This window comes from Salipaludibacillus keqinensis (genome assembly GCF_003226325.1).
GTDB classification, from domain to species: Bacteria; Bacillota; Bacilli; order Bacillales; family Salisediminibacteriaceae; genus Salipaludibacillus; species Salipaludibacillus keqinensis.
On the sequence record NZ_PDOD01000003.1, the window covers coordinates 543,020 to 568,179 of the forward strand.

Annotated in this window: 23 protein-coding genes, 1 other RNA gene and 2 riboswitches; of the genes, 17 read left to right on the top strand and 7 right to left on the bottom strand. The window is 40.0% G+C overall.

What is annotated here, in order from left to right; all coding sequences use genetic code 11:
- Positions 1–217: 217 nt before the first annotated feature.
- Positions 218–685 carry an SsrA-binding protein SmpB gene (gene smpB / locus CR194_RS14655; RefSeq protein ID WP_110610422.1) on the top strand — a complete coding sequence of 156 codons (468 nt, stop codon included), beginning with the start codon at positions 218–220 and terminating at the stop codon, positions 683–685.
- 117 nt (positions 686–802) lie between these two features.
- Positions 803–1,169, top strand: a transfer-messenger RNA (tmRNA) gene (gene ssrA / locus CR194_RS14660).
- Between the two features lie 88 nt (positions 1,170–1,257).
- Here ssrA and CR194_RS14665 read toward each other — a convergent pair.
- Positions 1,258–1,608, bottom strand: a complete 351-nt coding sequence (locus CR194_RS14665) for a hypothetical protein (protein ID WP_110610423.1) — start codon at positions 1,606–1,608, stop codon at positions 1,258–1,260.
- A 162-nt stretch (positions 1,609–1,770) separates the two neighbouring features.
- Positions 1,771–2,136, bottom strand: a complete 366-nt coding sequence (locus tag CR194_RS14675; protein WP_110610425.1) for a hypothetical protein — start codon at positions 2,134–2,136, stop codon at positions 1,771–1,773.
- Positions 2,137–2,468: 332 nt separating this feature from the next.
- Between CR194_RS14675 and CR194_RS14680 the strand changes: the two genes are divergently transcribed.
- Together CR194_RS14680 and CR194_RS14685 are read left to right on the top strand one after the other, a co-directional pair.
- Positions 2,469–3,767, top strand: a complete 1,299-nt coding sequence (locus tag CR194_RS14680; protein ID WP_110610426.1) for a sensor histidine kinase — start codon at positions 2,469–2,471, stop codon at positions 3,765–3,767.
- A gap of 173 nt (positions 3,768–3,940) precedes the next feature.
- Positions 3,941–4,387 carry a DinB family protein gene (locus tag CR194_RS14685; protein WP_110610427.1) on the top strand — a complete coding sequence of 149 codons (447 nt, stop codon included), beginning with the start codon at positions 3,941–3,943 and terminating at the stop codon, positions 4,385–4,387.
- Positions 4,388–4,441: 54 nt separating this feature from the next.
- Here CR194_RS14685 and CR194_RS14690 read toward each other — a convergent pair whose 3' ends face one another.
- A complete protein-coding gene (locus CR194_RS14690; protein ID WP_110610428.1) occupies positions 4,442–5,812 on the bottom strand; it encodes a dipeptidase in 1,371 nt (456 codons plus the stop codon).
- Between the two features lie 238 nt (positions 5,813–6,050).
- Between CR194_RS14690 and ilvD the strand changes: the two genes are divergently transcribed.
- The 3 genes from ilvD (at position 6,051) to secY (ending at position 11,083) form a co-directional block, all read left to right on the top strand.
- Entirely contained in the window at positions 6,051–7,745 is a 1,695-nt protein-coding gene (gene ilvD / locus CR194_RS14695; protein WP_110610429.1) for a dihydroxy-acid dehydratase, read from the top strand.
- Between the two features lie 141 nt (positions 7,746–7,886).
- A riboswitch (SAM riboswitch) is annotated at positions 7,887–8,017 on the top strand.
- A 158-nt stretch (positions 8,018–8,175) separates the two neighbouring features.
- A complete protein-coding gene (locus tag CR194_RS14700) occupies positions 8,176–9,471 on the top strand; it encodes a homoserine dehydrogenase (RefSeq protein ID WP_110610430.1) in 1,296 nt (431 codons plus the stop codon).
- 310 nt (positions 9,472–9,781) lie between these two features.
- Complete coding sequence (gene secY / locus CR194_RS14705; protein WP_110610431.1) at positions 9,782–11,083, top strand: preprotein translocase subunit SecY; 1,302 nt, start codon at positions 9,782–9,784, stop codon at positions 11,081–11,083.
- A 151-nt stretch (positions 11,084–11,234) separates the two neighbouring features.
- Here secY and CR194_RS14710 read toward each other — a convergent pair whose 3' ends face one another.
- The 3 genes from CR194_RS14710 to CR194_RS14720 all read right to left on the bottom strand — a co-directional run bounded on the left by CR194_RS14710 (position 11,235) and on the right by CR194_RS14720 (position 12,491).
- Entirely contained in the window at positions 11,235–11,795 is a 561-nt protein-coding gene (locus CR194_RS14710) for a methyltransferase family protein (protein ID WP_146035963.1), read from the bottom strand.
- 82 nt (positions 11,796–11,877) lie between these two features.
- The gene (locus CR194_RS14715) at positions 11,878–12,219 is read right to left on the bottom strand and encodes a spore coat protein (protein ID WP_110610433.1); all 342 of its coding nucleotides are present in this window, start codon (positions 12,217–12,219) and stop codon (positions 11,878–11,880) included.
- A 23-nt stretch (positions 12,220–12,242) separates the two neighbouring features.
- Positions 12,243–12,491, bottom strand: a complete 249-nt coding sequence (locus tag CR194_RS14720; protein WP_110610524.1) for a hypothetical protein — start codon at positions 12,489–12,491, stop codon at positions 12,243–12,245.
- A gap of 303 nt (positions 12,492–12,794) precedes the next feature.
- Here CR194_RS14720 and CR194_RS14725 point away from each other — a divergent pair, with 303 nt between their 5' ends.
- The 3 genes from CR194_RS14725 to CR194_RS14735 all read left to right on the top strand — a co-directional run bounded on the left by CR194_RS14725 (position 12,795) and on the right by CR194_RS14735 (position 18,267).
- Positions 12,795–15,182 (top strand): 3-hydroxyacyl-CoA dehydrogenase/enoyl-CoA hydratase family protein, encoded by a 2,388-nt coding sequence (locus tag CR194_RS14725; protein ID WP_110610434.1) that lies wholly within the window; start codon positions 12,795–12,797, stop codon positions 15,180–15,182.
- A 23-nt stretch (positions 15,183–15,205) separates the two neighbouring features.
- Complete coding sequence (locus CR194_RS14730; RefSeq protein WP_110610435.1) at positions 15,206–16,387, top strand: acetyl-CoA C-acetyltransferase; 1,182 nt, start codon at positions 15,206–15,208, stop codon at positions 16,385–16,387.
- A 98-nt stretch (positions 16,388–16,485) separates the two neighbouring features.
- Positions 16,486–18,267 (top strand): acyl-CoA dehydrogenase family protein, encoded by a 1,782-nt coding sequence (locus CR194_RS14735; protein ID WP_110610436.1) that lies wholly within the window; start codon positions 16,486–16,488, stop codon positions 18,265–18,267.
- A 151-nt stretch (positions 18,268–18,418) separates the two neighbouring features.
- Here CR194_RS14735 and CR194_RS14740 read toward each other — a convergent pair whose 3' ends face one another.
- Positions 18,419–19,603: an FAD/NAD(P)-binding protein gene (locus tag CR194_RS14740; protein WP_110610437.1), complete on the bottom strand. Its 1,185-nt coding sequence runs from the start codon at positions 19,601–19,603 to the stop codon at positions 18,419–18,421.
- 166 nt (positions 19,604–19,769) lie between these two features.
- On the opposite strand from CR194_RS14740, the gene CR194_RS14745 reads away from it, so the two are divergent.
- The 7 genes from CR194_RS14745 to CR194_RS14775 all read left to right on the top strand — a co-directional run bounded on the left by CR194_RS14745 (position 19,770) and on the right by CR194_RS14775 (position 25,157).
- Positions 19,770–20,129, top strand: coding sequence for an arsenate reductase family protein (locus CR194_RS14745; protein ID WP_110610438.1), 360 nt, complete (start codon positions 19,770–19,772; stop codon positions 20,127–20,129).
- A gap of 189 nt (positions 20,130–20,318) precedes the next feature.
- Complete coding sequence (gene gcvH / locus CR194_RS14750) at positions 20,319–20,702, top strand: glycine cleavage system protein GcvH (protein WP_110610439.1); 384 nt, start codon at positions 20,319–20,321, stop codon at positions 20,700–20,702.
- A 146-nt stretch (positions 20,703–20,848) separates the two neighbouring features.
- Positions 20,849–21,184: a DUF2553 family protein gene (locus tag CR194_RS14755; protein ID WP_158282285.1), complete on the top strand. Its 336-nt coding sequence runs from the start codon at positions 20,849–20,851 to the stop codon at positions 21,182–21,184.
- A gap of 172 nt (positions 21,185–21,356) precedes the next feature.
- Positions 21,357–22,634, top strand: coding sequence for an MFS transporter (locus tag CR194_RS14760; protein WP_110610441.1), 1,278 nt, complete (start codon positions 21,357–21,359; stop codon positions 22,632–22,634).
- Between the two features lie 85 nt (positions 22,635–22,719).
- A complete protein-coding gene (locus CR194_RS14765; protein ID WP_110610442.1) occupies positions 22,720–23,046 on the top strand; it encodes a hypothetical protein in 327 nt (108 codons plus the stop codon).
- A 90-nt stretch (positions 23,047–23,136) separates the two neighbouring features.
- Positions 23,137–23,254: riboswitch (SAM riboswitch) on the top strand.
- Positions 23,255–23,455: 201 nt separating this feature from the next.
- A complete protein-coding gene (locus CR194_RS14770; RefSeq protein WP_110610443.1) occupies positions 23,456–24,481 on the top strand; it encodes a methionine ABC transporter ATP-binding protein in 1,026 nt (341 codons plus the stop codon).
- Positions 24,482–24,527: 46 nt separating this feature from the next.
- Complete coding sequence (locus tag CR194_RS14775; protein WP_199228187.1) at positions 24,528–25,157, top strand: methionine ABC transporter permease; 630 nt, start codon at positions 24,528–24,530, stop codon at positions 25,155–25,157.
- The last annotated feature ends 3 nt before the right edge of the window (positions 25,158–25,160 follow it).

A 25,160-nucleotide genomic window follows, 5' to 3' on the forward strand; every position in this document is an offset into this window, starting at 1 on the left:
TGAATTTTGGGGTAAGTGTTGGTGGGATCAGACGTCTATCAGCGAAACTGAGGGGTCAATCGGCGAAAAAGGGGGTTCTATCGGCGAAACTGAGGGTTCAATCAGCGAAAAACAACATCCTATCAGCGAAACCACAAAATGACAACTTACAAATTGAAGACCAACACAAATTTTGGTATGATTGGAACACGAGGAAGACAGAGAGGATGCAGGAATCATGGCAACAGAAGGAAAGCTCATTGCACAAAATAAAAAAGCCAGACACGATTTTCATGTAGAAGAAACATATGAAGCAGGGATGGTTCTTACTGGGACCGAAATCAAATCCATTCGTAATCGCAGAGTGAACTTGAAAGACTCCTTTGCCCGTGTGGCGCAAGGAGAGATGTGGCTGCATAATTTACACATTAGTACTTATGAACAAGGAAATCGGTACAATCATGATCCCGTTCGCACGAGGAAACTCCTGCTTCACAAGAAACAAATCAACCAGCTTATCGGACTAACACAACAAAAAGGGTATACGATTGTTCCATTAAAGATCTATATTCGAAATGGTGTCGCTAAAGTACTTATTGGTCTTGGTAAAGGTAAAAAGAGACATGATAAGCGTGAAGATTTAAAGCGTAAAGATGCTAATCGAGAAATTCAGCGGGCATTCAAGGATGCTAATTTAGGTCGATAGATTGGTGGAGCTTTCCATTTGACTAGGGAAGCTCATATGTTATAATAATAGATGTCGTTATGCACAGATATCAATGTACCACCGATAAGATTTATCCCTTATCGTTCTCACTTACATGGGGACGTTCTGGATTCGACAGGGGTAGGTCGTGCTTAAGTGGCGAGTCGAGCTGGGTGTCCTCGTATAAAACGCCCATCGCCTATAGTTGGCAAACAAGATAACGATTTCGCTTTAGCAGCGGCGTAACAACCCTGTTAGCGGTTCCTCCCTACATCGCCCATGTGTTAGGATCAGGGACTCACTCTAGTGGGATACGCCTGGAGTTCTCCACCTGAGGACAATAGGAAGAGATTAATCAGGTTAGCCTCACAGAAGCCTGTCTGTTGGCTGAAGTGACGGCGAAATTCCAATAAACTGACTACACTCGTAGAAGCTTATGATGCGTTACCCCTGGACGTGGGTTCGATTCCCACCGTCTCCACCATACATACTGTTATGGTGGTTTTTTTATTTTAATAAAAGTCCCCAAACGGCAAAAATATGCTGATTGGGGACTTCGTTCATATTACAAGCTATTTTACGTTAACTAATTCTACAGGCCCGTGATCATCGCAATGATCCCCATGGACATGATGGAGTCGTCCATTTACTAAGTAGTCCATGTGATCTCCATGAGGGACCATTTCATGCCCGCAATCTTCTTCGTGATTACAGCCACAACTAATTTCATGACAGTGATCCGGATTAGTCTCATTAACAGGAATTTTACACTCATCCCAATGGCCATTATGTTCGTGATGTAAGTGACCATTATGAACGTAATCAATGTGGTCTTCATGGCGAATTTTCGTGTGGCCACAAGCTATATTGTGCTGATGAGGATGATGTTCATGAATAGAATGTTCTTCTTTTTTGTTACTCATGCTTATCCCTCCTTGATCATATATTTAGCCTTCTCAAAGGTTTTTAACCATTTATTTGATGGGGCGAGCTCTCTGATACATATAAAAAATCCAGACGAGGGGGACGTCTGGATTCAAAATATAGAAAATGATCTTAGAAATCATGGATCACCTATAACTCTTTTATGATTCGTCGGAAAGGTAGAAGCACTTCATTTCTCTATCTCCAGAACTTCTCCCGTGTAACTGCATCATATCTGTGAAATCAATCAACTTTAGCTGTCGAAGCTTTTTAGGAATTTCATCATCCAGCCACTTTTCAATTTCTTGCACTTTCTCATACACTTCGGCAGCATCCATAACAAACTTCTCTGCCGCTTCAAAGATAGGGGAGTGTTCTTGTAGAAGTTTAACAAAATGATCTTCGGTATGAGCCTGGTCTGCCAGAATCAGTTCTTTTTTTTCTACGAATTGAAACAGCCGGCGTTCAAGGGGTGGTAACTGTTTAATACATCTGCTTCTAACAAATTCGTAACGTTGTTGATTCATGTAAGTTCCTCCACGCTTCTTACGTTTAAAACGTAATGATTTCGATTTAACTTTATTTAATCATATTCCGTACAGTGATGTAAAGAATAAATTATTTTATAAGTGACTGTTAAAGCCAATGTTTCAGTTATAGGCGTTATTAATGAGTCATATTGATAAGGTAAAAAACGGTCGCTATCATGACTTCTATAGTCCTAGTATGTGCATCAAATAACTATTCCACAAAAAGAGAGGCCACAGCTCTTTTTTGATATAATTTTAATTTCATAACTTTAAATCCCTCCAACACAGCATAAAGAAGCTGATCCTATGCTAAAATAAAAAGACATCAGATGCAGAGGACTGGTACTATGTTTAGCTTTGATAATTATTTATTTTCTTTATTAGTTGTATTGGTTCCAGTGTTCATTTATTTTGCATTCTTCTTTAAGCGAGACTATTTCAAGAAAGATTCTGCTATCATCGCCGTGTTTTGCATAAGTGGGATCGTATTTTTTATGAGTTATCCCCTTGAGTTAACCCCTGGGTACATATTTGACATGAGAACGATCCCTTGGCTTTTGGCTTTTTTATATGGTGGCGTGAGAATTGGCTTGTTATCAACGGTGGTCTTATTTGGATATAGGATGTTCATTGGCTTCGACGAAGGTTTACTCATTGTCCTCATCTCTTATTTTCTTTCCGGAGCGGTTATTCTTATTTTTTTAAAACGGTTTAATGCTGGAGACTTAAATAAACGGTTGATAATAAGTGCTTTCCTTACACTGATCAATAATTTTACAATCTTGCTCGCTGCGTTTTTATTAATAGGAGATTATAGCAGACACGGCTTACCTGAACTGTTTCCGTATTTTTTACTTACTCATTTAGTGACGATTTTGCTCGTAGTGTTTATTATTGAGGCCTTGAAGGAAAAAGAGGAAAATAAAATCCGCTTGCAAAAAATTGAGAAAATAAAACTTGTAGGAGAGATGGCTGCGGCTGTAGCGCATGAAATTCGCAATCCACTTACGGTAGTAAAAGGATTCACGCAATTATTTAGAAATGACGAGAACTTAACGGACAAGCAAAAAAGTTCTCTTGAATTAATGGATTCAGAGCTAGTACGGGCAGAGAAAATTATCAGTGACTACTTAACATTGGCTAGGTCCGAATCGAAACAGCAAGAACCAATAGACGTCAGGGAGATCTTAGCGAACACTGTGAAAGTGATTGAACCTTACGCTGTATTAAATGATGTGATTATTGCCAACCAATTAGATCGATCTTATTATATTTATGGCAATAGAAGCGACGTTGGACAAGTGTTTCTAAACATGATTAAAAATGGTATTGAAGCGATCGAAGGAAAAGGACATGTGACGATCGGTGCTAGAGAGATGGGTCAAAACGTAGAAATAGATATACGTGATTCAGGTAGAGGAATGAACGAAGATGAAATCTCGAGGCTTGGAACTCCCTTTTATACGACAAAAGACCAAGGGACCGGGTTAGGCACGATGGTATGCTTTAAAATGATTGATGATTTAAAAGGAAAGTTTGATGTAAAGAGTAACGTGGGAAAAGGGACAACTATCACTATAACGTTGCCGTTAATGAAAAAAGGTGATCATGATTTAACTAACAGATAGATATGAGAAAAAAGGATGTTTGTGCAATGATAAGTTGAGATAGTTCGACTTCTAACAACACTCTCCTCTCGCTCTTATATGTATGGCTATCCACCCCGTTCCATATTTGAAGAAGGTTTTACCAGCTTACTGTAGAATAAGTCAGGAGAACCTTTTCGAGAGGAGTCGATAGGATGGAAATGTTATTTAAATACAATTGGCAAGTTCGTGAGGAATGGTTTCAATGGTGCAATCAATTATCTCATGAGGAATTAGCCAAGCCTCGGACAGGTGGGGTAGGAAGTATTTTGCATACGCTCGTCCACATTATAGATGCAGAACAAAGCTGGATTAACGGACTTAATGGAAAGCCTGAATATCACTATGACTACAAAAATTATCAAACTTTGGATGAGATCATTCAATTATCAGAGCAATGCCATTGTGACGTAAATGAATTTGTTGAAGCATGGACATCGGAACTAGAGTCAAAAAAATTCTATGAATTTACGTATGGAGAAGTCATGAGGCATGTGATAGCCCACGAAATTCATCATATTGGTCAGTTATCTATTTGGGCAAGAGAACTGGGTAAGAAGCCTGTTTCAGCCAATTTGATTCGCCGTGGCTTAGCTACATAAACAAGAATAGAAATCGGCCTAAGCATATCGCTTAGGCCGGCAGCATTTTACTAATTATTTCACTTGAGCGACGTCATGATAATAATTCACGAGCACTTCCATTCCTTTATGGAAGTGATCAAGAGGAAAGCTTTCGTTTGGAGAGTGCAGGTTGTCTTCGGGGGTCCCAAATCCAAGAAGCACAACGGGAATGTTGAATAATTGATCAATCGATTCAACGACAGGTATAGAACCACCAAGACGCACAAAAACAGTTTCTTTTCCAAAGGCTTCAGATAACTGATCTGCAGCTTTTTGCAGTAGTGGATGATCGGGATCTACTTTATATGCTTTAGCTGATAATGCTTCTCTCTTCACTGATACTTCGACTCCATCGGGAACGTGACTTTCAATGTAATCAACGATTTTGTCTTGGATCGTCTGTGGGTCTTGCCCTGGTACTAAGCGGCAAGTGATTTTAGCGGTAGCGGTCGATGGAATGATCGTTTTCGTTCCTTCCCCTTGATAACCGCTGTACATCCCATTGATCTCCAACGTAGGACGAGCCATGATATGCTCGTTTACAGTATAGCCTTGTTCTGATGACGTTTGAGGAATCCCCACTGATTCAGGATAGTTTTCGCCGGGAGCTTCGTTCATAAGTTGTCTCTCTTCGGCTGGTAATGCTTCAACATCATCATAAAATCCAGGGACAGTGACGACTTCCTGGTCATTTTTTAACGAGGCTAGGATGTGGCTTAAAGCCATAGCCGGGTTCTTCACAGCTCCTCCGTATAAGCCGGAATGAAGGTCACGATTAGGTCCTTTCACAGTTACTTCTAATCCGGTAAACCCTTTTAGTCCGTAAAGCATGGTAGGTTGTCCTTTGGCGACCATACCAGAATCTGAAATGAGCGCGAAGTCAGCTGCTAGTTTATCTTTATGATTCTTTAAAAAAGGAACGAGATTTTCACTGCCGATTTCTTCTTCTCCTTCAATACAGACTTTCACGTTTACAGGAAGGCGTCCTTCAGTCTTCATATAGGCTTCACAAACAGCAAGGTGCATAAACACTTGACCTTTATCGTCGCTTGCTCCTCGTGCAAAGAGTTTGCCATTACGGACTGTTGGCTCGAATGGTTCACTATCCCAAAGTTCATATGGATCAGCCGGTTGAACGTCATAGTGACCGTAGAACAAAGCAGTAGGAGCGTCTTTTGCTTCAAGCCATTCTCCATAAACAAGAGGATGACCCCCAGTTTCGATTATCTCAACAGATTGAAATCCAATCTCCTTTAAATAATTAGCGACAAACGTGCCCGCTTTTAAGACGTCCTGTTTGTGAGCGCCATCTGTGCTGACACTAGGGATCGATAAAAATTCTTCCAATTTTCCGAGCAGTGACTCACGGTTCTCTTCTAAGTATTTTAATACAGCTTCAGTCATATACATTCTCCTTTCATCTCAAGGCCATTATATATGAAAAAACAGGAAACTTGCTAGTCGCTAGATGCTTGAGTCTAGTAATTATATAAGGAGCGATCCTGTATCTGAAAAAATAATGTTTTCAGAAAACTCATTGCGTTGATGTGCTAAAATCGTTATGATAGGAATTATAACTTTTATTTTTCCGGAAATGTATAGAGAAATGAAATAAGTAACTGTGAGAGAAAGGATGAACATAATGGATGAGAAAAAAGATTTGCGAATTAACAGTAAAGTAATAAGTGAAGGCGTGAACAGGATGCCAAACCGCTCGATGCTTCGAGCTGTTGGTTTTACTGATGAAGATTTTAAGAAACCGATGATCGGTATTGCGAGCACATGGAGCGAGGTTACGCCATGTAATGTACATATTGATGAGTTAGCACGTCAAGCGAAAAGTGGAGCGACGGACGGCGGAGGCGCCCCGATGATTTTCAATACGATCATGGTTGCAGACGGTATTGCAATGGGCCATGAAGGTATGAACTATTCGTTACCCAGTCGTGAAGTCATTGCGGACTCCATTGAGACAGTAATGGGTGGGGAAGCCCTTGATGGAATGGTTGCAATCGGTGCTTGTGATAAAACAACACCAGGATGTCTAATTTCTATGGGACGATTAAACGTGCCTTCCGTTTATGTATACGGAGGAACGATTCAACCAGGGAAGTTAGATGGACGAGACATTGATATCGTATCTTCCTTTGAAGCGGTTGGACAGCATCAACAAGGAACCATTGATGATGAGCAACTTCATAAAGTAGAGTGCTCTGCTTGTCCTGGAGCTGGAGCATGCGGTGGAATGTACACAGCGAACACGATGGCAGCTGCTGTGGAAGCCCTTGGAATGAGTATTCCAGGTTCCTCATCAACACCAGCGATTGATGATTATAAAAATCAAGAATGTCGTCAAGCAGGTGATTTAGTCGTTCGACTTCTTGAAAAAGATATTCGTCCTCGTGACATCATGACAAAAGAAGCTTTTGAAAATGCGATTACGGTCGTCATGGCGCTTGGTGGATCTACGAACGCATTTCTTCACTTATTAGCCATGGCACATTCAGCGGAAGTGGATTTAAGCCTTGACGATTTTGAACGAGTTCGTCAAGATGTTCCACACTTAGCTGATTTAAAGCCAAGCGGGAAGTATGTCATGCAAGATCTATTCGAAGTAGGTGGCGTTCCTGCTGTCATGAAACTTCTTCATGAACAAGGATTGTTGCACGGGGACTGCATAACGGTGACAGGTAAAACGATTGCCGAAAACTTAGCAGAAGTGCCATCCTTAAAAGAAGGACAAGTCATCATCAAACCATTTGATGAACCAATCAAGCCAAACGGTCCTCTAGTGGTATTACGAGGAAATCTTGCTCCAGAAGGTGCCGTTGCTAAAATGTCTGGACAGAAAATCAGTCGTTTTGAAGGCGTTGCTAAAGTGTACGATAGCGAAGCGGAAGCAACGGTGGCAATTGAAGCGAGAGAAATTGTTGAAGGAGATGTTTTGGTTGTTCGTCATGTCGGTCCAAAAGGTGGACCAGGGATGCCAGAAATGCTTTCCATTACGGCAATGATTGTTGGTCAAGGACTTAATGGAAAAGTGGCTCTCATGACGGATGGTCGATTCTCAGGTGGATCTCATGGATTTGTTATTGGCCACGTTGCTCCAGAAGCATTTGTTGGAGGGCCAATCGGCTTACTTCAAAACGGAGATAAAGTGACAATCGATAGTGGTACGCAAGAAATCAATATGCATGTAAGTGAGGAGGAACTGGCTCGCAGAAAAGCGGAATGGAAGCAACCTGCTTTGAAATACAAGCGAGGTATTCTTGCTAAATACACCAAGCTAGTTGGATCATCAGCCAAAGGTGCGGTAACTGACGACGGTTTAGAATAGGTTGAAAGTAAGCGAAATAGAGACACATAGATAGTTTTTTAAAAGCAAACTAAACAAACGATTTTGTTCATGTTAAAATTGAGGAAGTGATTTGACAAAAAAATCACTTTTATGCTACACTTCTAAAAACTTAATAATTTTCACTTATCATGAGTGGTGGAGGGACTGGCCCTATGAAACCCGGCAACCCGTGAAGAAGAGAAACATTCTTTTTCGCAAGGTGCTAATTCCTGCAAAGGATTCATTACAATGGATGCTTTGGGAGATGAGGACGAGATGATTGACTATCCACAACCATTCATACTACTACCGCTCCCTTGCATTCTATGCAGGGGAGTTTTTGGTTTAGTTAAGGTTCGTCCATCTATGTGATTCATTGTCTGTGAGTGAATGAAAGATTTAGCAAATAATTAGCGAGAGGAGAATATAAATGATTAAAAAAGTAGGAATTATTGGATTTGGAACAGTGGGCAGTGGGGTATATGAAACGCTTTTGAACAAACGGACGAAAATAAACCAGTTGATCAATGGGGATTTCGTGGTTCCCGTAGTTCTTGTGAAAAACTTACATAAGACAAGAGACGTTCCAGAGGAAACAGAAGTGATCGACCAATTCGATCAACTAAGTTCTAGGTCAGATTTAGACGCAGTAATTGAGGCATCGCCGGATTCTTATACAGCTTATCCCTATGTCAAAACTCTATTGAAAAATGGAACTACTGTAGTGACTGCAAATAAAGAATTGATGGCCAATCATGGAGAGGAATTGCTTCAATTGGCAGCTGAAAATCAATGTCGGTTGTTTTTCGAAGCGGCAGTCGCAGGAGGAATTCCAATTTTGACAAGTATCCGCCACACATTGAAAACGAATGACATTGAGAAAATTGAAGGGATCGTTAATGGAACCTCTAATTTTATTTTAACGAAAATGCGGGATGAAGGTGCGGCATTTAACCGAGCATTAAAAGAAGCACAAGAAAAAGGATATGCAGAGGCTATTCCTGATAAAGATATAGATGGATGGGATGCCTACTTCAAAACGGTGATTTTAAGTCACTGGATATTCGGTACCTCTCCGACCTGGCTTACTGATAAGCCATCAGGAATCAGAGGGATTGATGTTCGTGACCTTTTGTTAGCTAGTGAATTTAATGGGAGAATCAAACATGTTGCTTCCATAGAGAGAGATGAGACAAAGATAGAGGCGACTGTTCGTCCTAAATTAGTTCTAAGCGGACATTCGCTTTATGGCGTTGAAGGAGTAAATAATGGGATTCATGTAAAAGGAAGCATTGTAGGTTCTCTTCTATTTCAAGGTGCGGGTGCTGGGAAGTTCCCAACAGCAAGTGCAGTAATAGAAGATTTAATTAACCATTGGACAGATACGAGCGAGGAAACGCCACTGTCAGGAATAGAGTTTGAACAAACAAGGTTGAACATACAAAATGTACGAACCAACTTCGGCGCTCAAATTGAATCAAAAACGGACGCTTGGCTTGTAACAGGCAAACAGTTAGCCTTGCAACTGGAAAATCAAAACACGGTCACCTCTCTCACAAATATTAAAAAGCGAGATGGCAGGGAAGCGCTCCTGGTCAAAGGAAAAGAAACCGATGTGAAAGAAGTGATGACAGCCCTGAATGATTCTGTTTGGATCTACCCTGTTTGCGGAGAGGATACCGATTGGGATCAGATCCAGGCTGTAAATAACATTTCTGCATCTTAAATAAGTGATAATGAAGATCGTTACAGCCGTTAAAGGTAGCAGAAACAGATGATATGGTTGAAGTAGTCCCTAACATTTTTTATCGGCACCAATAGTTTGACGGATTTTCAGTCATAAGCTGCATTTAAAAAGGCTTTTCAATAATAATAAAACGAAGAAGCATTCCCCTATACCAGGAGAATGCTTTTTTAAACCACTTTTTTTGTCAAATTGAAAAAATTTTCTAACATTAACGGAATTATGTGGTATTCTATAAAGGCAGTAGTTGTATAGATTTTTACATAATTCGGGAAGATTAGAGGTGCTTTTCATGTTTCGGACTATCAAGAATATTTTTCAAGTCGGAGATTTACGCAATAAAATTTTGTTTACGCTATCATTATTAATTGTTTTTAGAATTGGGGCTCACATTCCTGCACCAGGGGTCAACGCGGAAGCATTGAACTTCGATGGAATGGCTGCTCTTGGATTTTTAAACACCTTCGGGGGAGGGGCATTAGAAAACTTCTCCATTTTCGCCACAGGGATTATGCCTTATATCACCGCTTCTATCATTGTTCAGCTTTTACGGATGGATGTAGTCCCAAAGTTTGCTGAATGGGCCAAAGAAGGAGAATCGGGCCGTAAAAAGTTAGCACAAGTCACTCGCTATGGAACGATTGGTATTGCTTTCGTACAAGCCTTAGGGATGTCCTTTGGATTTAATAATATCATGCCGGGGTTAGTTCCAAATCCATCAGTTATGACCTATTTCACTATAGCCCTTGTATTAACGGCAGGAACTGCTTTTCTTCTTTGGCTTGGTGAACAAATTACCGCTAAAGGAGTCGGAAACGGGATTTCGATCATGATTTTTGCAGGGATCGCTGCAGGAATCCCAAACGGTGTCAACCAACTTTATAGCTTGTATTTGGCTGATGCTGGAGATCAGTTGTTTCTCAATATTGCTACAGTCATTCTGATTTTATTAGCTATTTTGCTTATTGTTATAGGGGTTATTTTTGTGCAACAAGCTGTGCGTAAAGTACCTATTCAATATGCTAAGAAAATGGCATCTGGAGGGAGACCGGCTGGAGGACAGTCGTCACATATTCCTTTGAAAGTAAATACTGCCGGGGTGATCCCAGTCATCTTCGCTATGTCTTTATTCATCTTTCCGCCGACGGTTGCGAATTTCTTTGGTGAAGGAAGTACAGTTGGGCGTTGGGTTGTCCAGACGTTTGATTATACAAACCCACTTGGAATGACTGTCTATGCCATTCTTATTATCGGCTTTGCTTATTTCTACACCTTTGTTCAGATGAATCCAGAGCAAATGGCTGATAATCTCCGGAAGCAAAACGGATTTATCCCGGGGATTCGCCCAGGGAAAACAACGGAACAATACATTACGAAAGTGTTGTATCGATTAACGTTTGTGGGTGCTCTATTTTTAGCCACTGTTGCATGCTTACCGCTTATAGCCGCTCAGTTTGCTGGATTGCCTCCGAGTGTTCAAATAGGAGGGACAGGATTACTCATTGTTGTGGGTGTTGCCTTAGACACGATGAAACGGATTGAAAGTCAACTAATTGATCGCAAGTATACCGGATTTTTAAGAAGAAGTTCATAATAAATGAAGCTGACTCTCTACTTAAATGGAGAGTCAGCTTTTTTTATTAAATCAGAGGTAGCGCTACAAAAAGCAGAGTGAATGCCACAAATCAAGAAAGTACCGCCTCAAAAAGCAGAGAGCACGCCCTATTGAGTGTGCACGCTTTTAACTAGTACACAAATGGCAGGAGACGAAAGCGTCGTTTGCACCAATACGGGTATATTTCACCGTATTTTATTTGTAATTGAAGTTCTTCTTCTTTCATGACTGGATGTAGAGCACTTCCTAGTAAAATGAATATTAAAGGAAAGGCCAACCAATGGTGGCTAATGATGAATCCGCACCCTACGACGGTCAGAAAAATTCCTACATGGAAAGGGTGCCGATGGAAGCGATAAGGACCATGGCTCAATAGAGGAAATCCTTGAGAAGAAAGGGATCCTTCTCTCCTGTTAGCCTTAATTAGATGATAAGTCCACCCTCTTATCAGAGTACCATGAGTGATAAAAAGCAAGCCGACCATGTCCACTGTTTTAACCGCTGTGGGATCTAGACCTTTCAGCAAGTAGCATAAGAAAAGAGAAAGAATAAATGCTATTACAACAAATATTTGTTGCCTCTTGTTTATCTTCGAACGCTCCTTTCGATTATCTTTTCTTTTCATATAATACAGCCATTCTATGATCACACTTATACCTGCAATGAGGACAATATAGTTAGAGTAGTTCATGAGATTAGTTTTGACTAAACAAGCCGGAAATAGTCTACTTAAAAACAAGAAAAAACTGGGGAAGACCCCAGCTAAGTAGTTATTATGAGTATGGAAACTGATTCGTGTAACCTTGAAATTGTTGATAAGATTGATTTATTTTTTGAGCATCACATGCTTCAAAGCTGTACCAGCCTTTTTCAAACATCAGGTTAAACAAATCACGTTGACATTGCTGAGATTCATTGCATATCCCTTGAACATCTTGATAAAGGGCTTGATGGCTGGCTTCATTTAAAGCTGTTGAATATGAACTAGTCATATATTTTTCCGTAGCTAGCATATCGTTAAGGTAATCCCGGTCAGACATTTGCGGTGTTTCTGGCACTTGTGTTTTTGGATTTGCGATGGTCGATTGGTTTTGCTGCTGATTTTGTTGATCCATTTAGCATTTCTCCTTTCATACATTTATTGAAGAGTAGATGTTCCTTGTTGTCCTGCAGTTTGCAGATGTTGAAGCAGTTTCTGATAATGTGCGTAATGCATTTTTCCGGCCTGATCCAAAGCTTGTGATATATCCTGGTCCGAACATTGTTCAGCAAATGCATGGGCTTTTTTCATGGCCAAAAGATTCCACGAAAGCATATCATTAATATAAAGATGATCCTTGTTAGTAATGACATTTGGCGGTTGTGACATAGGCTGACCTTGATTCATCGGTTGTTGTTGCACAAAGCATCCCTCCTTTTAAATTATTTGTTGCAAAAAAACCTTCGCTAATAGTTTTAGCCATTAGCCGAAATCTATGCGTCATTCATGAACGAAGAATGTTTAAAGCTTTAGAAAAAAAATCGAGGGTGAAATAATAAAAAAAATAAAATTTTCTGTCAATACTATTGCTAAAATGGTAAAAATTTAATATAGTAATAGATGTAGATATTTCGTGACAAAAATCGCGCAAAAATTTTTTGCTCAAAAAATGAATGAGTATTCATTCAAATAGGGAGAAGGAGGTACTTCATGACTAAGAAAATCAGTAAAGTTGCTGTTTTAGGCTCAGGAATTATGGGTTCTGGAATTGCGGCTCATCTAGCAAATATCGGTATTCCGACACTATTACTGGATATTGTTCCTAGAGAACTGACAGAGGGTGAAAAGAAAAAAGGGCTTACTCTTGAAGATAAGGCTGTAAGAAACCGAATGGCTGCAGAATCCATCCAAAAATTAAAAAAGCAAAAACCTGCACCTCTTGCTAAAAAGGATAATGTAGATCTAATTGAAGCTGGAAATATGGAAGACGATATGAAACGCCTATCTGAAGTAGATTGGGTAGTGGAGGTCGTTGTAGAGAACCTCGATATTAAAAAGAAAGTATTTGCTCGAGTAGATGAATACAGAAAGCCTGGATCGATTGTTAGTTCAAACACTTCAGGTATTTCTATTGAAGCGATGGCTGAAGGAAGATCTGAAGATTTCAGGACACATTTCCTTGGAACACACTTTTTCAATCCACCCAGATATTTAAAATTGTTAGAGATTATCCCTACAAAAGATACGTCAGAAGAAGTATTTAAGTTTATGCGTCAATTTGGCGAAGATACCCTTGGTAAGGGCGTTGTAGAGGCGAAAGATACGCCAAACTTTATTGCGAACCGAATAGGTACTTACGGCTTACTTGTCACTGTTCGTGAAATGGTTGAACGAGGATATTCCGTCGGTGAAGTAGATTCTGTCACAGGCCCTGCATTAGGAAGACCGAAGAGCGCTACTTTCAGAACTCTTGATGTGGTCGGGTTAGACACGTTCCTACATGTTGCTAAAAATGTTTACGATCAAGTGGAAGGCGATGAGAAACAAGTATTTGATCCTCCCGCTTTCATGAAAGAGATGGCTGAAAATAAAATGCTCGGAAGTAAAACGGGCAAAGGATTCTATTATAAGAAAAAAGGCGAAAAAGGCAGTGAAATTCTCGAGTTAGATTTCAATACGATGGAGTATGTTGAGCGTAAGAAATTAAAAGCCCCATCGGTTCAGCAGAGCAAACAGGCCAAAGGAAAATCAGCAAAATTGAAAGCGCTTATATATGCTGATGATCGTGCAGGAGAACTTGTATGGAATGTTTTGAAACCGACTCTGTTATACGCTGCTGAAAAGTGTTATGAAGTGTCAGATTCTATCCGGGATATCGACCAAGCTATGAAGTGGGGCTTCGGATGGGAATTAGGTCCATTTGAAACATGGGATGCCATTGGGGTTGAAAAATCTGTCCAGCGAATGAAAGAAGAAGGAGAAACCGTTCCTACTTGGGTAGAAGAAATGTTGGAAAAAGGTTTCACAAGTTTCTACAAAGACTTTGACGACTATTATCACCAAGGTGAATATAAGAAAGCGAATCTGAACCCTAAAGTCATTCATATAAAATCCTTGAAAGAAAATGACAAGGTTATTATGAAAAATACGGGTGCATCTCTTATCGATTTAGGAGACGATATTGCATGTCTTGAGTTCACTTCTCCAAATAATTCCATCGGACTTGATGTTATGCAAATGATTAATAAGTCTGTAGATGAAGTAGACAAAAATTACAAAGGACTTGTGATCAATAACCAAGGGAAAAACTTCTGTGTTGGGGCGAACTTGATGATGATCTTAATGGAAGCGCAAGATATGAACTTCCCTGAGATCGACCTCGTCGTTCGACAATTCCAGAATTCCATGGCGAAGATTCGCTATTCATCAAAACCTGTTGTGGCAGCACCGTTTGCAATGACACTTGGTGGAGGAACAGAAATTTGTCTGCCATCTGCTAGTATTCAAGCTTCTATGGAAACGTATATGGGTCTTGTAGAAGTTGGTGTAGGTTTGATCCCTGGTGGAGGTGGAAACAAAGAGCTTTACCTTCGTCAAATCGAACGTCTTCCAGAAGGCGCACAACTTGATCACCAGGCAATTGCCAACCAAGTTTTCGAAACAATTGCTATGGCTAAAGTGGGAACAAGCGCCCAAGAAGCTGAACAACTTGGCTTCATCAGACCAGAGGATGGCATTAGTATCAATGGAGACCATTTATTGCACGATGCGAAGCATAAAGCACTTCATTTAGCTAATCAAGGTTATCAGCCTCCTAAACGAGAGAAAATTCCTGTTGTAGGTGAAACTGGATACGGAACAATGCTTCTAGGAGCGAAGACAATGCAGTTCGGAGGCTATATTTCAGAACACGATCTTAAGATTGCTGAAAAATTAGCTTTTGTGCTAGCAGGTGGGCGTGTAGCTAAAGGTTCAAAAGTGGATGAGCAATATTTATTGGATCTAGAGCGGGAAGCATTTTTAAGTCTAGTTGGAGAACCGAAAACGCAACAGCGAATGCAGCATATGCTGACGAAAGGCAAGCCATTACGTAATTAATTCGACTAAAGGAGGGGAATTTCTTGAGAGAAGCCGTTATCGTTGCAGGTGCTAGAACACCTGTAGGAAAAGCAAAAAGAGGAAGTTTTGCTAGCGTAAGGCCTGATGATTTAGGTGCTATTACGATCAAAGAAACGTTGAAAAGAGCGAACAACTTTGATCCTAGCAGGATTGAAGATGTGATTATTGGATGTGCAATGCCCGAAGCGGAACAAGGAATGAACATGGCGAGAAACATTTCGGCCTTAGCAGGCATGCCGGATCATGTGCCAGCGATTACGATTAATCGTTATTGTTCCTCAGGTTTGCAAAGTATCGCTTATGGAGCTGAACGAATCATGCTTGGCCATTCGAAAGCTATCATAGCTGGCGGAGCGGAATCCATGAGTTTAATTCCAATGGGGGGGCATGTGATTGCCCCGAATCCAACATTAGTAGAAAATGCTCCAGAATACTATATGGGGATGGGTCATACAGCAGAAGAAGTAGCAAAACGATTTGAAGTAAGCCGAGAAGATCAGGACGCCTTTGCAGTTGAGAGCCACAAGCGGGCTGCAAAAGCCATTGCTGAAGGAAAGTTCAAAGATGAAATTGTTCCCGTTCCAGTGACGTTCCGGTCAGTCGATGGGAAGCACAAACTAGTTGAAAAACAAGTGACTGTGGAGCAAGACGAAGGGGTACGAGAAGGAACGACGATGGAAGGATTGGCAAAGTTACGCCCAGCTTTTAGTGTTCATGGAGGTACGGTGACTGCAGGTAACGCTTCACAAATGAGTGATGGAGCAGCATCAGTACTTGTAATGGATCGCGAAGAGGCAGAAAGAGATGGATTAACACCGCTTGTTAAATTCAGATCATTTGCTGTTGCAGGCGTAGCTCCTGAAATTATGGGGATCGGACCGGTAGAAGCGATTCCGAAAGCAGTGAGACTAGCAGGATTAGAAATGTCTGACATTGGTTTATATGAACTTAATGAAGCCTTTGCTTCCCAGGCGTTACAAGTGGTGCGACATTTAGGGTTAGACCATGACAAAGTGAATGTAAATGGCGGTGCGATAGCCATTGGACATCCACTAGGATGTACGGGTACAAAGCTCACGTTAAGCTTGATTCATGAGATGAAGCGTCGTAATGAACAGTTTGGTGTAGTTACGATGTGTATCGGTGGAGGCATGGGAGCAGCAGGAGTTTTCGAACTACTTTAGAAAATAAACAAAGGTGAGGTGAGCTGATTTAGCTCCTCATTTCACCTTTATCATGCAAATGCAATAAATGAGAAAGATTCCATGAGGAGGAATGTAAGATGGAAACAGCGGATAAAACAATTAAAGGTGGTAGCTTTTTATTAGATGAGACTTCCCCTGAGCGAGTATTTACCCCAGAGGATTTAAGCGATGAACATGTGATGATCGCAAAGACGACAGAAGATTTTGTAAAAGAAAAAGTGGTACCAGAGCTTGAATTTATTGAAAATCACGAATTTGACCGTTCTGTCAGATTATTAAAAGAGGCAGGAGAATTAGGTCTTCTTGGAGCAGATGTGCCAGAAGAGTATGGCGGAATTGGCTTAGATAAAATCAGTTCATCGTTAATTACAGAGAAGTTTGCTTTAGCAGGATCTTTCTCATTGTCCCACGGAGCTCATGTTGGAATTGGTTCCCTTCCAATCGTATTTTTTGGAACGGAAGAGCAAAAGAAAAAGTATCTACCAGAACTTGCTACAGGCGAAAAACTAGCGGCATATGCTTTAACTGAACCGAGTTCAGGTTCTGATGCTTTAAGTGCTAAAACGACTGCCAAGTTAAATGAAGCAGGTACACATTATGTGTTAAATGGTGAGAAACAGTGGATTACAAATGCAGGTTTTGCTGATGTGTTTGTTGTTTACGCAAAGATTGACGGAGAGCAGTTCTCCGCTTTCATCGTGGAAAAAGATTATGAAGGTGTTTCTACAGGACCGGAAGAAAAGAAAATGGGTATTAAAGGCTCATCTACACGTACGTTAATATTAGAAGACGCTCTCGTTCCTAAAGAGAATGTTCTTGGTGAAATTGGTAAAGGTCACGTGATTGCTTTCAATATTTTAAATATTGGTCGCTACAAGTTAGGTGTAGGTTGTGTTGGAGGTTCGAAACGTGCCATTGAAATTTCAGCAAAATATGCTAATGAGCGTAAACAATTTAAATTACCGATTTCTAAATTTACGTTGATTCAAAAGAAATTGGCTGAAATGGCTGCAAAGACATACGCAGCGGAAAGCACGATTTATCGAACAGGTGGATTAATTGAAGATGCCTTTGCAAGTCTTTCTGATGAAGAACAAAAAGATGGAGCGAAAGTAGGTAAGGCGATTGGTGAATATGCCATTGAATGTTCACTAAACAAATTCTTCGGATCTGAAGTCCTTGATTTCGTCGTTGATGAAGCGGTTCAAATCCATGGTGGATACGGATTTATGGCTGAGTACGAAGTAGAATCCATGTACCGTAACTCAAGAATCAACCGTATTTTTGAAGGGACAAATGAGATTAATCGTATGCTCGTACCTGCAACAATCATGAGAAAAGCAATGAAAGGTGAACTGGCTCTATTAGAAAAAGCCGGTGGACTTCAGGAAGAATTAATGATGATGATGCCTCAAGAAGTTGGCGATGAGCCGTTAGAACAAGAAAAGTATCTTCTTGAGAACGCGAAGAAAATTTTCTTGATGATTGCAGGAACAGCAGCACAAAAGTACGGTGAAAAACTGCAAAAAGAACAAGAAATGCTTGCAAATGTTGCAGATCTTGTCAATGAGATCTTTAATATTGAATCTTGCATTTTGCGAACAGAAAAAGCTATGAATAAAGATGGGCTTGAAAAAGCTGATCAAAAATTACTAATGACACAAGTTTATTCACAAGAAGCTTTCGATCGTATCGAGGCTATTGCAAAAGAATCTTTAGTGGCATTAGAAGATGGTGACAGCTTACGTACGATGTTGTCAATCCTAAAGAAACTGACTAGACATACACCATTGAACATGATTGCCAAAAAACGTGAATTAGCAACACGAGTGATCGCACAAGAAAAGTACGTATTGTAAAAAATCGCAGAATCATAATGAAGTTTTCAACTTTGGGGCACTCCCCTGCCCCAATAACAATAATAAACCTTCTTTCTAAAAGAAGGCATTCTCCTCTCTCGCGAAGGAGCCTTATGAAACCATAAGGCTCCTTCGCTTTTTAAGTTAAAAACTAACTTGATGTGGCTGTGTAGCTAGAAGTGATTCTCTGAGCCGCTTTTTGCGCACCAGAGATGTTTCTTGCAGTAGGGCCAATCTCTAACTCAGCAAGAGCACCACTGACATATAAATGGTCTTCCCACATGAGTGACCGATCTACGATAGGATATCCGCATTGAGAACAGGGAAGAGAGTAGGTTTGAATGACAGCCTTAAGCCACCGGCCACCGGGTTGGGAAGGACTAAAACCTGTACAGCAAATAATATTTTTAGTTTTGTGGCGAATTTGTCTCTGTTCGTCTATCAATAAAGTGCTTCCATCTTTCTCAGAGGACACTTGAGACATATCCATCGTTTTAATCTTTAATTTATGATTGTTAGATAGTTTTTGCAGTTTCAAATGTAACTCTCTCGTAATGGAACCGCGGTGGCGAGCTAGGTGAATGCAAGCTCTTCTCTCACTGTAATCTGTCAATTTAGAAAAAGAGGTCATGTATTTTGGTCCGAGCCAGCCTGGATCACTATCAAAAGAGTGAACTCTGAAGGGGTGTCGTTTAATCATTGTTACTTGTCCTGGACATCTCTCACTTAAAGTAATAGCTGTATGGGCTGCTGTGATTCCACCTCCTATGACAGTGATTTGTGAGTGAAGCTTATTTATATTTAATTGGTCTTCGAAGATGTGTGAAATCCTAGCTCCTTTTTTCTTTTCGTTAAGAAGAATATCTGGGATATATAGCTGGTGGCTGAGGCCAATAGCTAGAACAACGTGTTTAGCGTGAATACTCCTGCCTGTTTCTAAAGAAATCGACCAACCTTTGGGTAACTTTTTTAATCCGTTCACATGGCCTTTAACCCAAGATTCCTTTAGTCGATGATGTTCCAATAATTCTTCACAATGCTCGTTAAACAAGGAAAGCTTTGGACGATGGTAACGGCCCAAAAACATTTTACTGCGACCGCCAAATTTTTTGCCAAATTGGTCTAGCGAAAATGGTGAAGAAGAAAGGTGATGAACAAATGGCGATCGTAAATAAGGCATTCCGATTCTAGTAGTCATACGTTTCCACTTTTCAAGTGGTTGGTCGTGAGGATCTATAATGGCGATATTAGTCGCTTTTGCGATGTTTTTTTCAATTAGGTGTATGGCTACCGTTATACCTTGAATACCTCCGCCAACAATGACCCACTCTTTCATTCCTGCTCTCCTCCTCGGTTTAAAACGTAACTGTTACGATTTATATTGTAAATGATTATATTCACGCTGACAAGAAAATCATTGATGAGCAATTGTCATGATTCATGCATCATAAAGAGTTTATGTTAGAATAGGTGTATGAATTTGATCTTGAGGAGGACATTATATGAGTGTTACTTTTTATCATTATCCTAAATGTGGGACTTGTCGCAATGCAAAAAAATGGTTGGACGAGAATGGGGTTGAATATGAATCCGTTCATATCGTAGAAGACCCGCCTTCTAAAGAAGAGCTGCAGACGATGTATAAGAACAGCGGATTAGAACTAAAGAAATTTTTTAATACGAGCGGGAAAAAATATCGCGAACTTGGTTTGAAAGATAAGATGAAAACTTCTTCTGAAGATGAATTACTAGAACTTCTTTCTTCAGACGGTATGTTAATCAAGCGGCCGTTAACATCGGATGGAAAAAATATCACCGTAGGATTTAAAGAAGAACAATTTAATGAAGTGTGGACGAAGTAAAGAAATCTCTTCATCTTTGTTGCCGACCTTTCTTTAAATGTATTATAGTTAGAGTAGGGGAAATGAAACTGCTTCGTACATAGGTTGGTTTGGATCGGCAGTTTTAGCTTCCTTAAGTAAGAATTCATTATCTAAGCGTCCGAATGACGTTTTTAAAAATCTATTCGAGAGAATATGGAGGGACAAGTCATGAGCTTACCAAAAGATTTTAAGTATTCAGAAGAACACGAATGGGTAAAAGTTGAAGGAGAAAAAGTCCGGATCGGAATCACAGATTTTGCACAATCGGAACTAGGTGATATTGTTTTCGTTGAACTTCCTGAAGTAGGAGATGAACTACAAGCAGATGAGCCGTTTGGTAGTGTAGAGTCAGTTAAAACAGTGTCGGAACTTTATGCGCCAATCAGTGGGAAAGTTGTAGAAGTAAACGAAGAACTAGAAGATTCTCCTGAATTTGTGAATGAATCCCCACATGAAAAAGCGTGGATGGTCATTGTTGAACCGTCAGATCAGTCCGAAATGGATAACTTGATGGACGCTGAAGCTTATGAGAAAATGACGAAAGAAGATTAATATAGCATGGTCCCTGGTTGCTTCTTAGCATCCGGGGATTTTTTTTGGAATAAGAAAGTATTGATTAGATTTCGACTAGGTTTCCATCGAAAATGCATATTCTTCATTTAACACCTTATACTATGGATCATAAGGAGGTGTTTTTTATGGTGACGAATGACGATTTTTACCATGAAATGGGGGACGATGTAGATCACCCCACCGTTGATAAAAGTTTGGTAAACGATTCTTCAAAACACGAACCGAAATCCCGGTTGAATATTTCGAATGAAGTGGAAAAAAGAAAAGAGCCAAATGGTGAGACTTCCCTCTATTATGAGTCACAAAAAATAGGCCAGGTGCTTCCAAAAGGCAGAGGATATTTGTACGAGATGTCTGAAGGGTTTGAGTTTGATAATGAGACTTTCTATAAAGAGGATCAAAATAAGAAAAGAGAATATCCAAAGTCATATGTTGAAGGTTGTGACATGGGTTGGTGTTAAACGTCAACCTTCCTTAAGCGGCTGCTCCTGTTTATCAGGGCAGCCGCTTTAACTTTTGCAGGCGATCCTCAAATATTCTCTTTCCAAAAGACTCACAATCGATTATTATTTAGAGAGTCGAAGTAATTTCAATAACTCGTCTATGAGTTATTGAGAGTGGAAGGAGAGAAAGATGCAAAATATTTTAGGCGATTGGCAAGAGCAATTTCGCCACTATAATAAAAATATTCGTCTATTCATGATTAGTTCCATATTGCTTCACATAGGCATGGGCATATTCATGATTATTTATAATTACTATATTAGAGAACTCGGTTATGATGACCAAATGAATGGTTCTGTTATTGCGATGCAATCAGCAGCAACAGCTTTGTTCTTATTACCTGCTGGGATTCTAAGTGATCGTGTCGGCAGGAAGAAGATCATATTAGTTGGAGCAGTGTTAGCTGCGACCAGTTTGTTTCTTCGCGCGACCCTTTCCATCGATATTTTTCTATTATCCGGTGCATTTATGACGGGGATGTTCATGGCGTTTATTCAAGTTTCTTCAATTCCTTTACTAGCGGAAAATTCAACAGAAAAACAGAGAGTGCATTTATTCAGTTTTAACTTCGCTATGATTATGGTAGCCAATGTGATCGGCAATACTCTCGGAGGAACGTTAAGTGACTTTTTTCAAGTATTTGGAGGCATGTCTTCACTATGGAGTATTAGGATTACATTGCTCATCGGATCAGTTTTCTTCTTTGCCGCCCTAGTACCTATGTGGAAAATCAACGAAAAGAGAAAGATTAGAAGCAAGACGATTCAAGATCGTTCGTTCAAAAAGTTATTTAAAACCCACCGAACAGGACTTAAAATCATATTATTATTTGCTGTAGCTCAAATTTTAATTGGATTTGGCTCTGGACTCGTTATTCCTTATTTGAATTTGTATTTTGTTGATCGTTTTAATATCTCTCATACGCTTGTGGGATTGATTTTATCATCTGGTCAAGCGATGACGGCTGTTGCTTTGATGATTGGTCCTGCCGTTGTTCGAAAAGTAGGGGAAGTTCGGGCAGTGGTGATTCTGCAACTTCTATCTATTCCATTTTTATTAATCACTGCATTCACTGAAACGCTATGGCTCGCTGTATTTGGCTTTTTATTCAGGCAAGCGTTGATGAACGCAGGTAATCCGATTCAAATGTCTTTGATGATGCGAAGTGTGGATGATTCCATCAAAGGGCTGGCAAACTCGGTAGGGCAAGCAGTGTTTCAACTGGGTTGGGCCGTCATGGGACCTGTATCAACGACCATCGTGGTAATGTATGGAGCTTACTCTGGTTATGCCATTGTGTTTTCCATTACAGCTATGTTATACATTGTAGGAACCATTTACTTCTTCTTAGTCTTCCGCAAGCCCATCTCAAATGAGAAAATAAGGAAACAATCTCAGGCGGGATAGAGGAAAAAGGCTTCGTTTTAGAGAATCTATATGTAATGTACCAGTTACAACACAATAGATGCTCAAAAGCTAGGAGAGGAAAAGGATGCGAACCTTGCTCATATCAACGATCGATCAAATGAACCAGTCAAAGCACATGGAAAAGCTATTGAAGAAACACCAGCTACACCTATGTGTCATTTCTGAAGACGAATCGTGGAATATTTCTTTTGAAAGAGACCTCGTATATTTAACTTCCTTGCACATTGACCAGCCTGACGTGGTGATAGAGGGAGATGAAGATATATTAAAGCAATTGTTTCTCGGAGAAGATTTTCTTTTAGCCATGAATCGCAGGAGAGATTTAGGTGTGAAAGGATCGCTAAGAAAATTATTGTGGGTGGAATCTTTATTATATTTAGCAAATAAGTAGTTTTTTATAGTTAAACTCTTCTTTGTTGACAAGATAGAATGATAGTGATAATATCCATATCAGACTTTAATAAATTTAATTATACAAATCTTCTTATCCAGAGTGGCGGAGGGACTGGCCCTATGAAGCCCGGCAACCATCAGATTCCAAAAAGAATCTGGAAGGTGCCAAATCCAACAAAACGGTTAACTGTTTTGAAAGATGAGAGGAAGGCTTTTCAGTGATGAAACGAACCTTTCTGCTCTTCTTTCGAGAGTAGAAAGGTTTTTTTATGCACGTATCTCTTTTTTTACGTAGATCCTTTCGTGCGTTAAATAGACTAAGAAGATAGGTTTACTTAAATATAGAATACAAGGAAGTTCTATCGGGACATGTTAACAGTAAATGCTTAAGAGAGTGAGGAATACACATGATTACCTTATCTAAACTGGCGAAAACATTTCAAACAAAAGACGGGAATGTGACAGCTGTAGATCACGTAGACCTGACGATTGATAAAGGAGAAATCTTCGGTATTATCGGTTACAGCGGTGCAGGAAAGAGTACATTAATTCGTTTGCTTAATATGTTAGAAACTCCGTCTTCTGGTGAAGTGACAATCGCTGATAAGAATATGAACCAGCTTTCAAAAAAGGAATTACGACAGGCTCGGCAAGAAATGGGCATGATTTTCCAACATTTTAATCTTCTTTGGTCTCGGACAGTAGCGGATAATATTGCTTTTCCCCTTGAAGTAAAAGGGATGCCTAAAGCCGAACAAAAGAAGCGAGTAGACGAACTCATAAAGCTTGTCGGATTGGAAGGGCGTGGAGGCTCTTACCCTTCACAGCTTAGTGGGGGGCAAAAGCAACGAGTGGGGATTGCGAGAGCTTTGGCTAACGACCCTAAAGTACTTCTTTGTGACGAAGCTACATCCGCCCTAGACCCGAAAACAACAGATTCTATTTTGGATTTATTGGTTGATATTAATCAGAAGTTAAATTTGACGATTGTTCTCATTACTCATGAGATGCATGTGATTCAGAAGATTTGTCATCAAGTGGCTGTGATGGAAAATGGACTCATCGTAGAGCAAGGTCCAGTCTTAGATGTCTTTAAACAGCCTAAAGAAAACATGACGAAAGAATTCGTGAAACAAGTAACGGAACCAGAAGAAACAGAAGAAGCGATTAGACATTTGTTTGAAAAAGATGGAATAGGTCAAATATTGCAATTGACTTTCGTTGGTGGGGATGCGAAAAAGCCATTAATGACAGATATTGTTCGAAAATTTGATGTTTCCATTAGTATTCTTCAAGGGAAAATTTCGCAAACGAGAAACGGACCTTATGGCTCATTATTCGTTAGTATTAATGGTGAAAGAGAATTAATCGATGAGGTTATTGCATTTATTCGTGAGCAACAAGTAGAAGTGGAGGTGGTTCACGGTGAATAGGTTCATCTTAAATACATGGTTGTTACCTAATGTTAATTGGGAGAATATGTGGCAGGCGACTGAAGAAACCATTTATATGTCTCTTATTGCTTTAGCCTTTACGTTTTTATTCGGGATTTTACTTGGTCTGATCTTGTTTCTTACAGACCGTGGCCAACTATGGCAGAATAAATTCATTCATGCCATTACAGCTGCCTATGTGAATATCTTTCGTTCCATTCCGTTCATTATTTTAATTGTTTTACTAATACCATTTACAAGAACTTTACTTGGAACGATGCTTGGGCCGTCAGCAGCCTTACCAGCTTTGATTATTGGAGCGGCACCATTTTATGCAAGAATGGTTGAAATTGCTTTAAGAGAAATTGATAAAGGTGTCATTGAGGCGGCAAAATCAATGGGAGCTACAAATGGCCAAATTATCTTGAAAGTTCTGATTCCAGAATCTATGCCAGCTCTAGTATCCGGTATTACTGTTACAGCCATTGCTTTAGTCAGCTATACAGCCATGGCAGGAGTGATTGGTGCTGGAGGACTTGGTGACTTAGCTTACCGTGACGGGTTTCAACGGAATAATCCTGACATTACGTTAGTAGCGACCATCGTTGTACTCATAATCGTCTTCATTTTGCAATTTATCGGCGATTATTTGACAAATAAATTAGATAAGCGATAAAAG

Coding starts and splice junctions, on each gene's coding strand:
- smpB (WP_110610422.1), top strand. CDS start 218: ATGGCAACAGAAGGAAAGCTCATTGCACAAAATAAAAAAGCCAGACAC.
- CR194_RS14665 (WP_110610423.1), bottom strand. CDS start 1,608: ATGAGTAACAAAAAAGAAGAACATTCTATTCATGAACATCATCCTCAT.
- CR194_RS14675 (WP_110610425.1), bottom strand. CDS start 2,136: ATGAATCAACAACGTTACGAATTTGTTAGAAGCAGATGTATTAAACAG.
- CR194_RS14680 (WP_110610426.1), top strand. CDS start 2,469: ATGCAGAGGACTGGTACTATGTTTAGCTTTGATAATTATTTATTTTCT.
- CR194_RS14685 (WP_110610427.1), top strand. CDS start 3,941: ATGGAAATGTTATTTAAATACAATTGGCAAGTTCGTGAGGAATGGTTT.
- CR194_RS14690 (WP_110610428.1), bottom strand. CDS start 5,812: ATGACTGAAGCTGTATTAAAATACTTAGAAGAGAACCGTGAGTCACTG.
- ilvD (WP_110610429.1), top strand. CDS start 6,051: ATGGATGAGAAAAAAGATTTGCGAATTAACAGTAAAGTAATAAGTGAA.
- CR194_RS14700 (WP_110610430.1), top strand. CDS start 8,176: ATGATTAAAAAAGTAGGAATTATTGGATTTGGAACAGTGGGCAGTGGG.
- secY (WP_110610431.1), top strand. CDS start 9,782: ATGTTTCGGACTATCAAGAATATTTTTCAAGTCGGAGATTTACGCAAT.
- CR194_RS14710 (WP_146035963.1), bottom strand. CDS start 11,795: ATGAACTACTCTAACTATATTGTCCTCATTGCAGGTATAAGTGTGATC.
- CR194_RS14715 (WP_110610433.1), bottom strand. CDS start 12,219: ATGGATCAACAAAATCAGCAGCAAAACCAATCGACCATCGCAAATCCA.
- CR194_RS14720 (WP_110610524.1), bottom strand. CDS start 12,491: ATGAATCAAGGTCAGCCTATGTCACAACCGCCAAATGTCATTACTAAC.
- CR194_RS14725 (WP_110610434.1), top strand. CDS start 12,795: ATGACTAAGAAAATCAGTAAAGTTGCTGTTTTAGGCTCAGGAATTATG.
- CR194_RS14735 (WP_110610436.1), top strand. CDS start 16,486: ATGGAAACAGCGGATAAAACAATTAAAGGTGGTAGCTTTTTATTAGAT.
- CR194_RS14740 (WP_110610437.1), bottom strand. CDS start 19,603: ATGAAAGAGTGGGTCATTGTTGGCGGAGGTATTCAAGGTATAACGGTA.
- CR194_RS14745 (WP_110610438.1), top strand. CDS start 19,770: ATGAGTGTTACTTTTTATCATTATCCTAAATGTGGGACTTGTCGCAAT.
- gcvH (WP_110610439.1), top strand. CDS start 20,319: ATGAGCTTACCAAAAGATTTTAAGTATTCAGAAGAACACGAATGGGTA.
- CR194_RS14755 (WP_158282285.1), top strand. CDS start 20,849: ATGGTGACGAATGACGATTTTTACCATGAAATGGGGGACGATGTAGAT.
- CR194_RS14760 (WP_110610441.1), top strand. CDS start 21,357: ATGCAAAATATTTTAGGCGATTGGCAAGAGCAATTTCGCCACTATAAT.
- CR194_RS14765 (WP_110610442.1), top strand. CDS start 22,720: ATGCGAACCTTGCTCATATCAACGATCGATCAAATGAACCAGTCAAAG.
- CR194_RS14770 (WP_110610443.1), top strand. CDS start 23,456: ATGATTACCTTATCTAAACTGGCGAAAACATTTCAAACAAAAGACGGG.
- CR194_RS14775 (WP_199228187.1), top strand. CDS start 24,528: ATGTGGCAGGCGACTGAAGAAACCATTTATATGTCTCTTATTGCTTTA.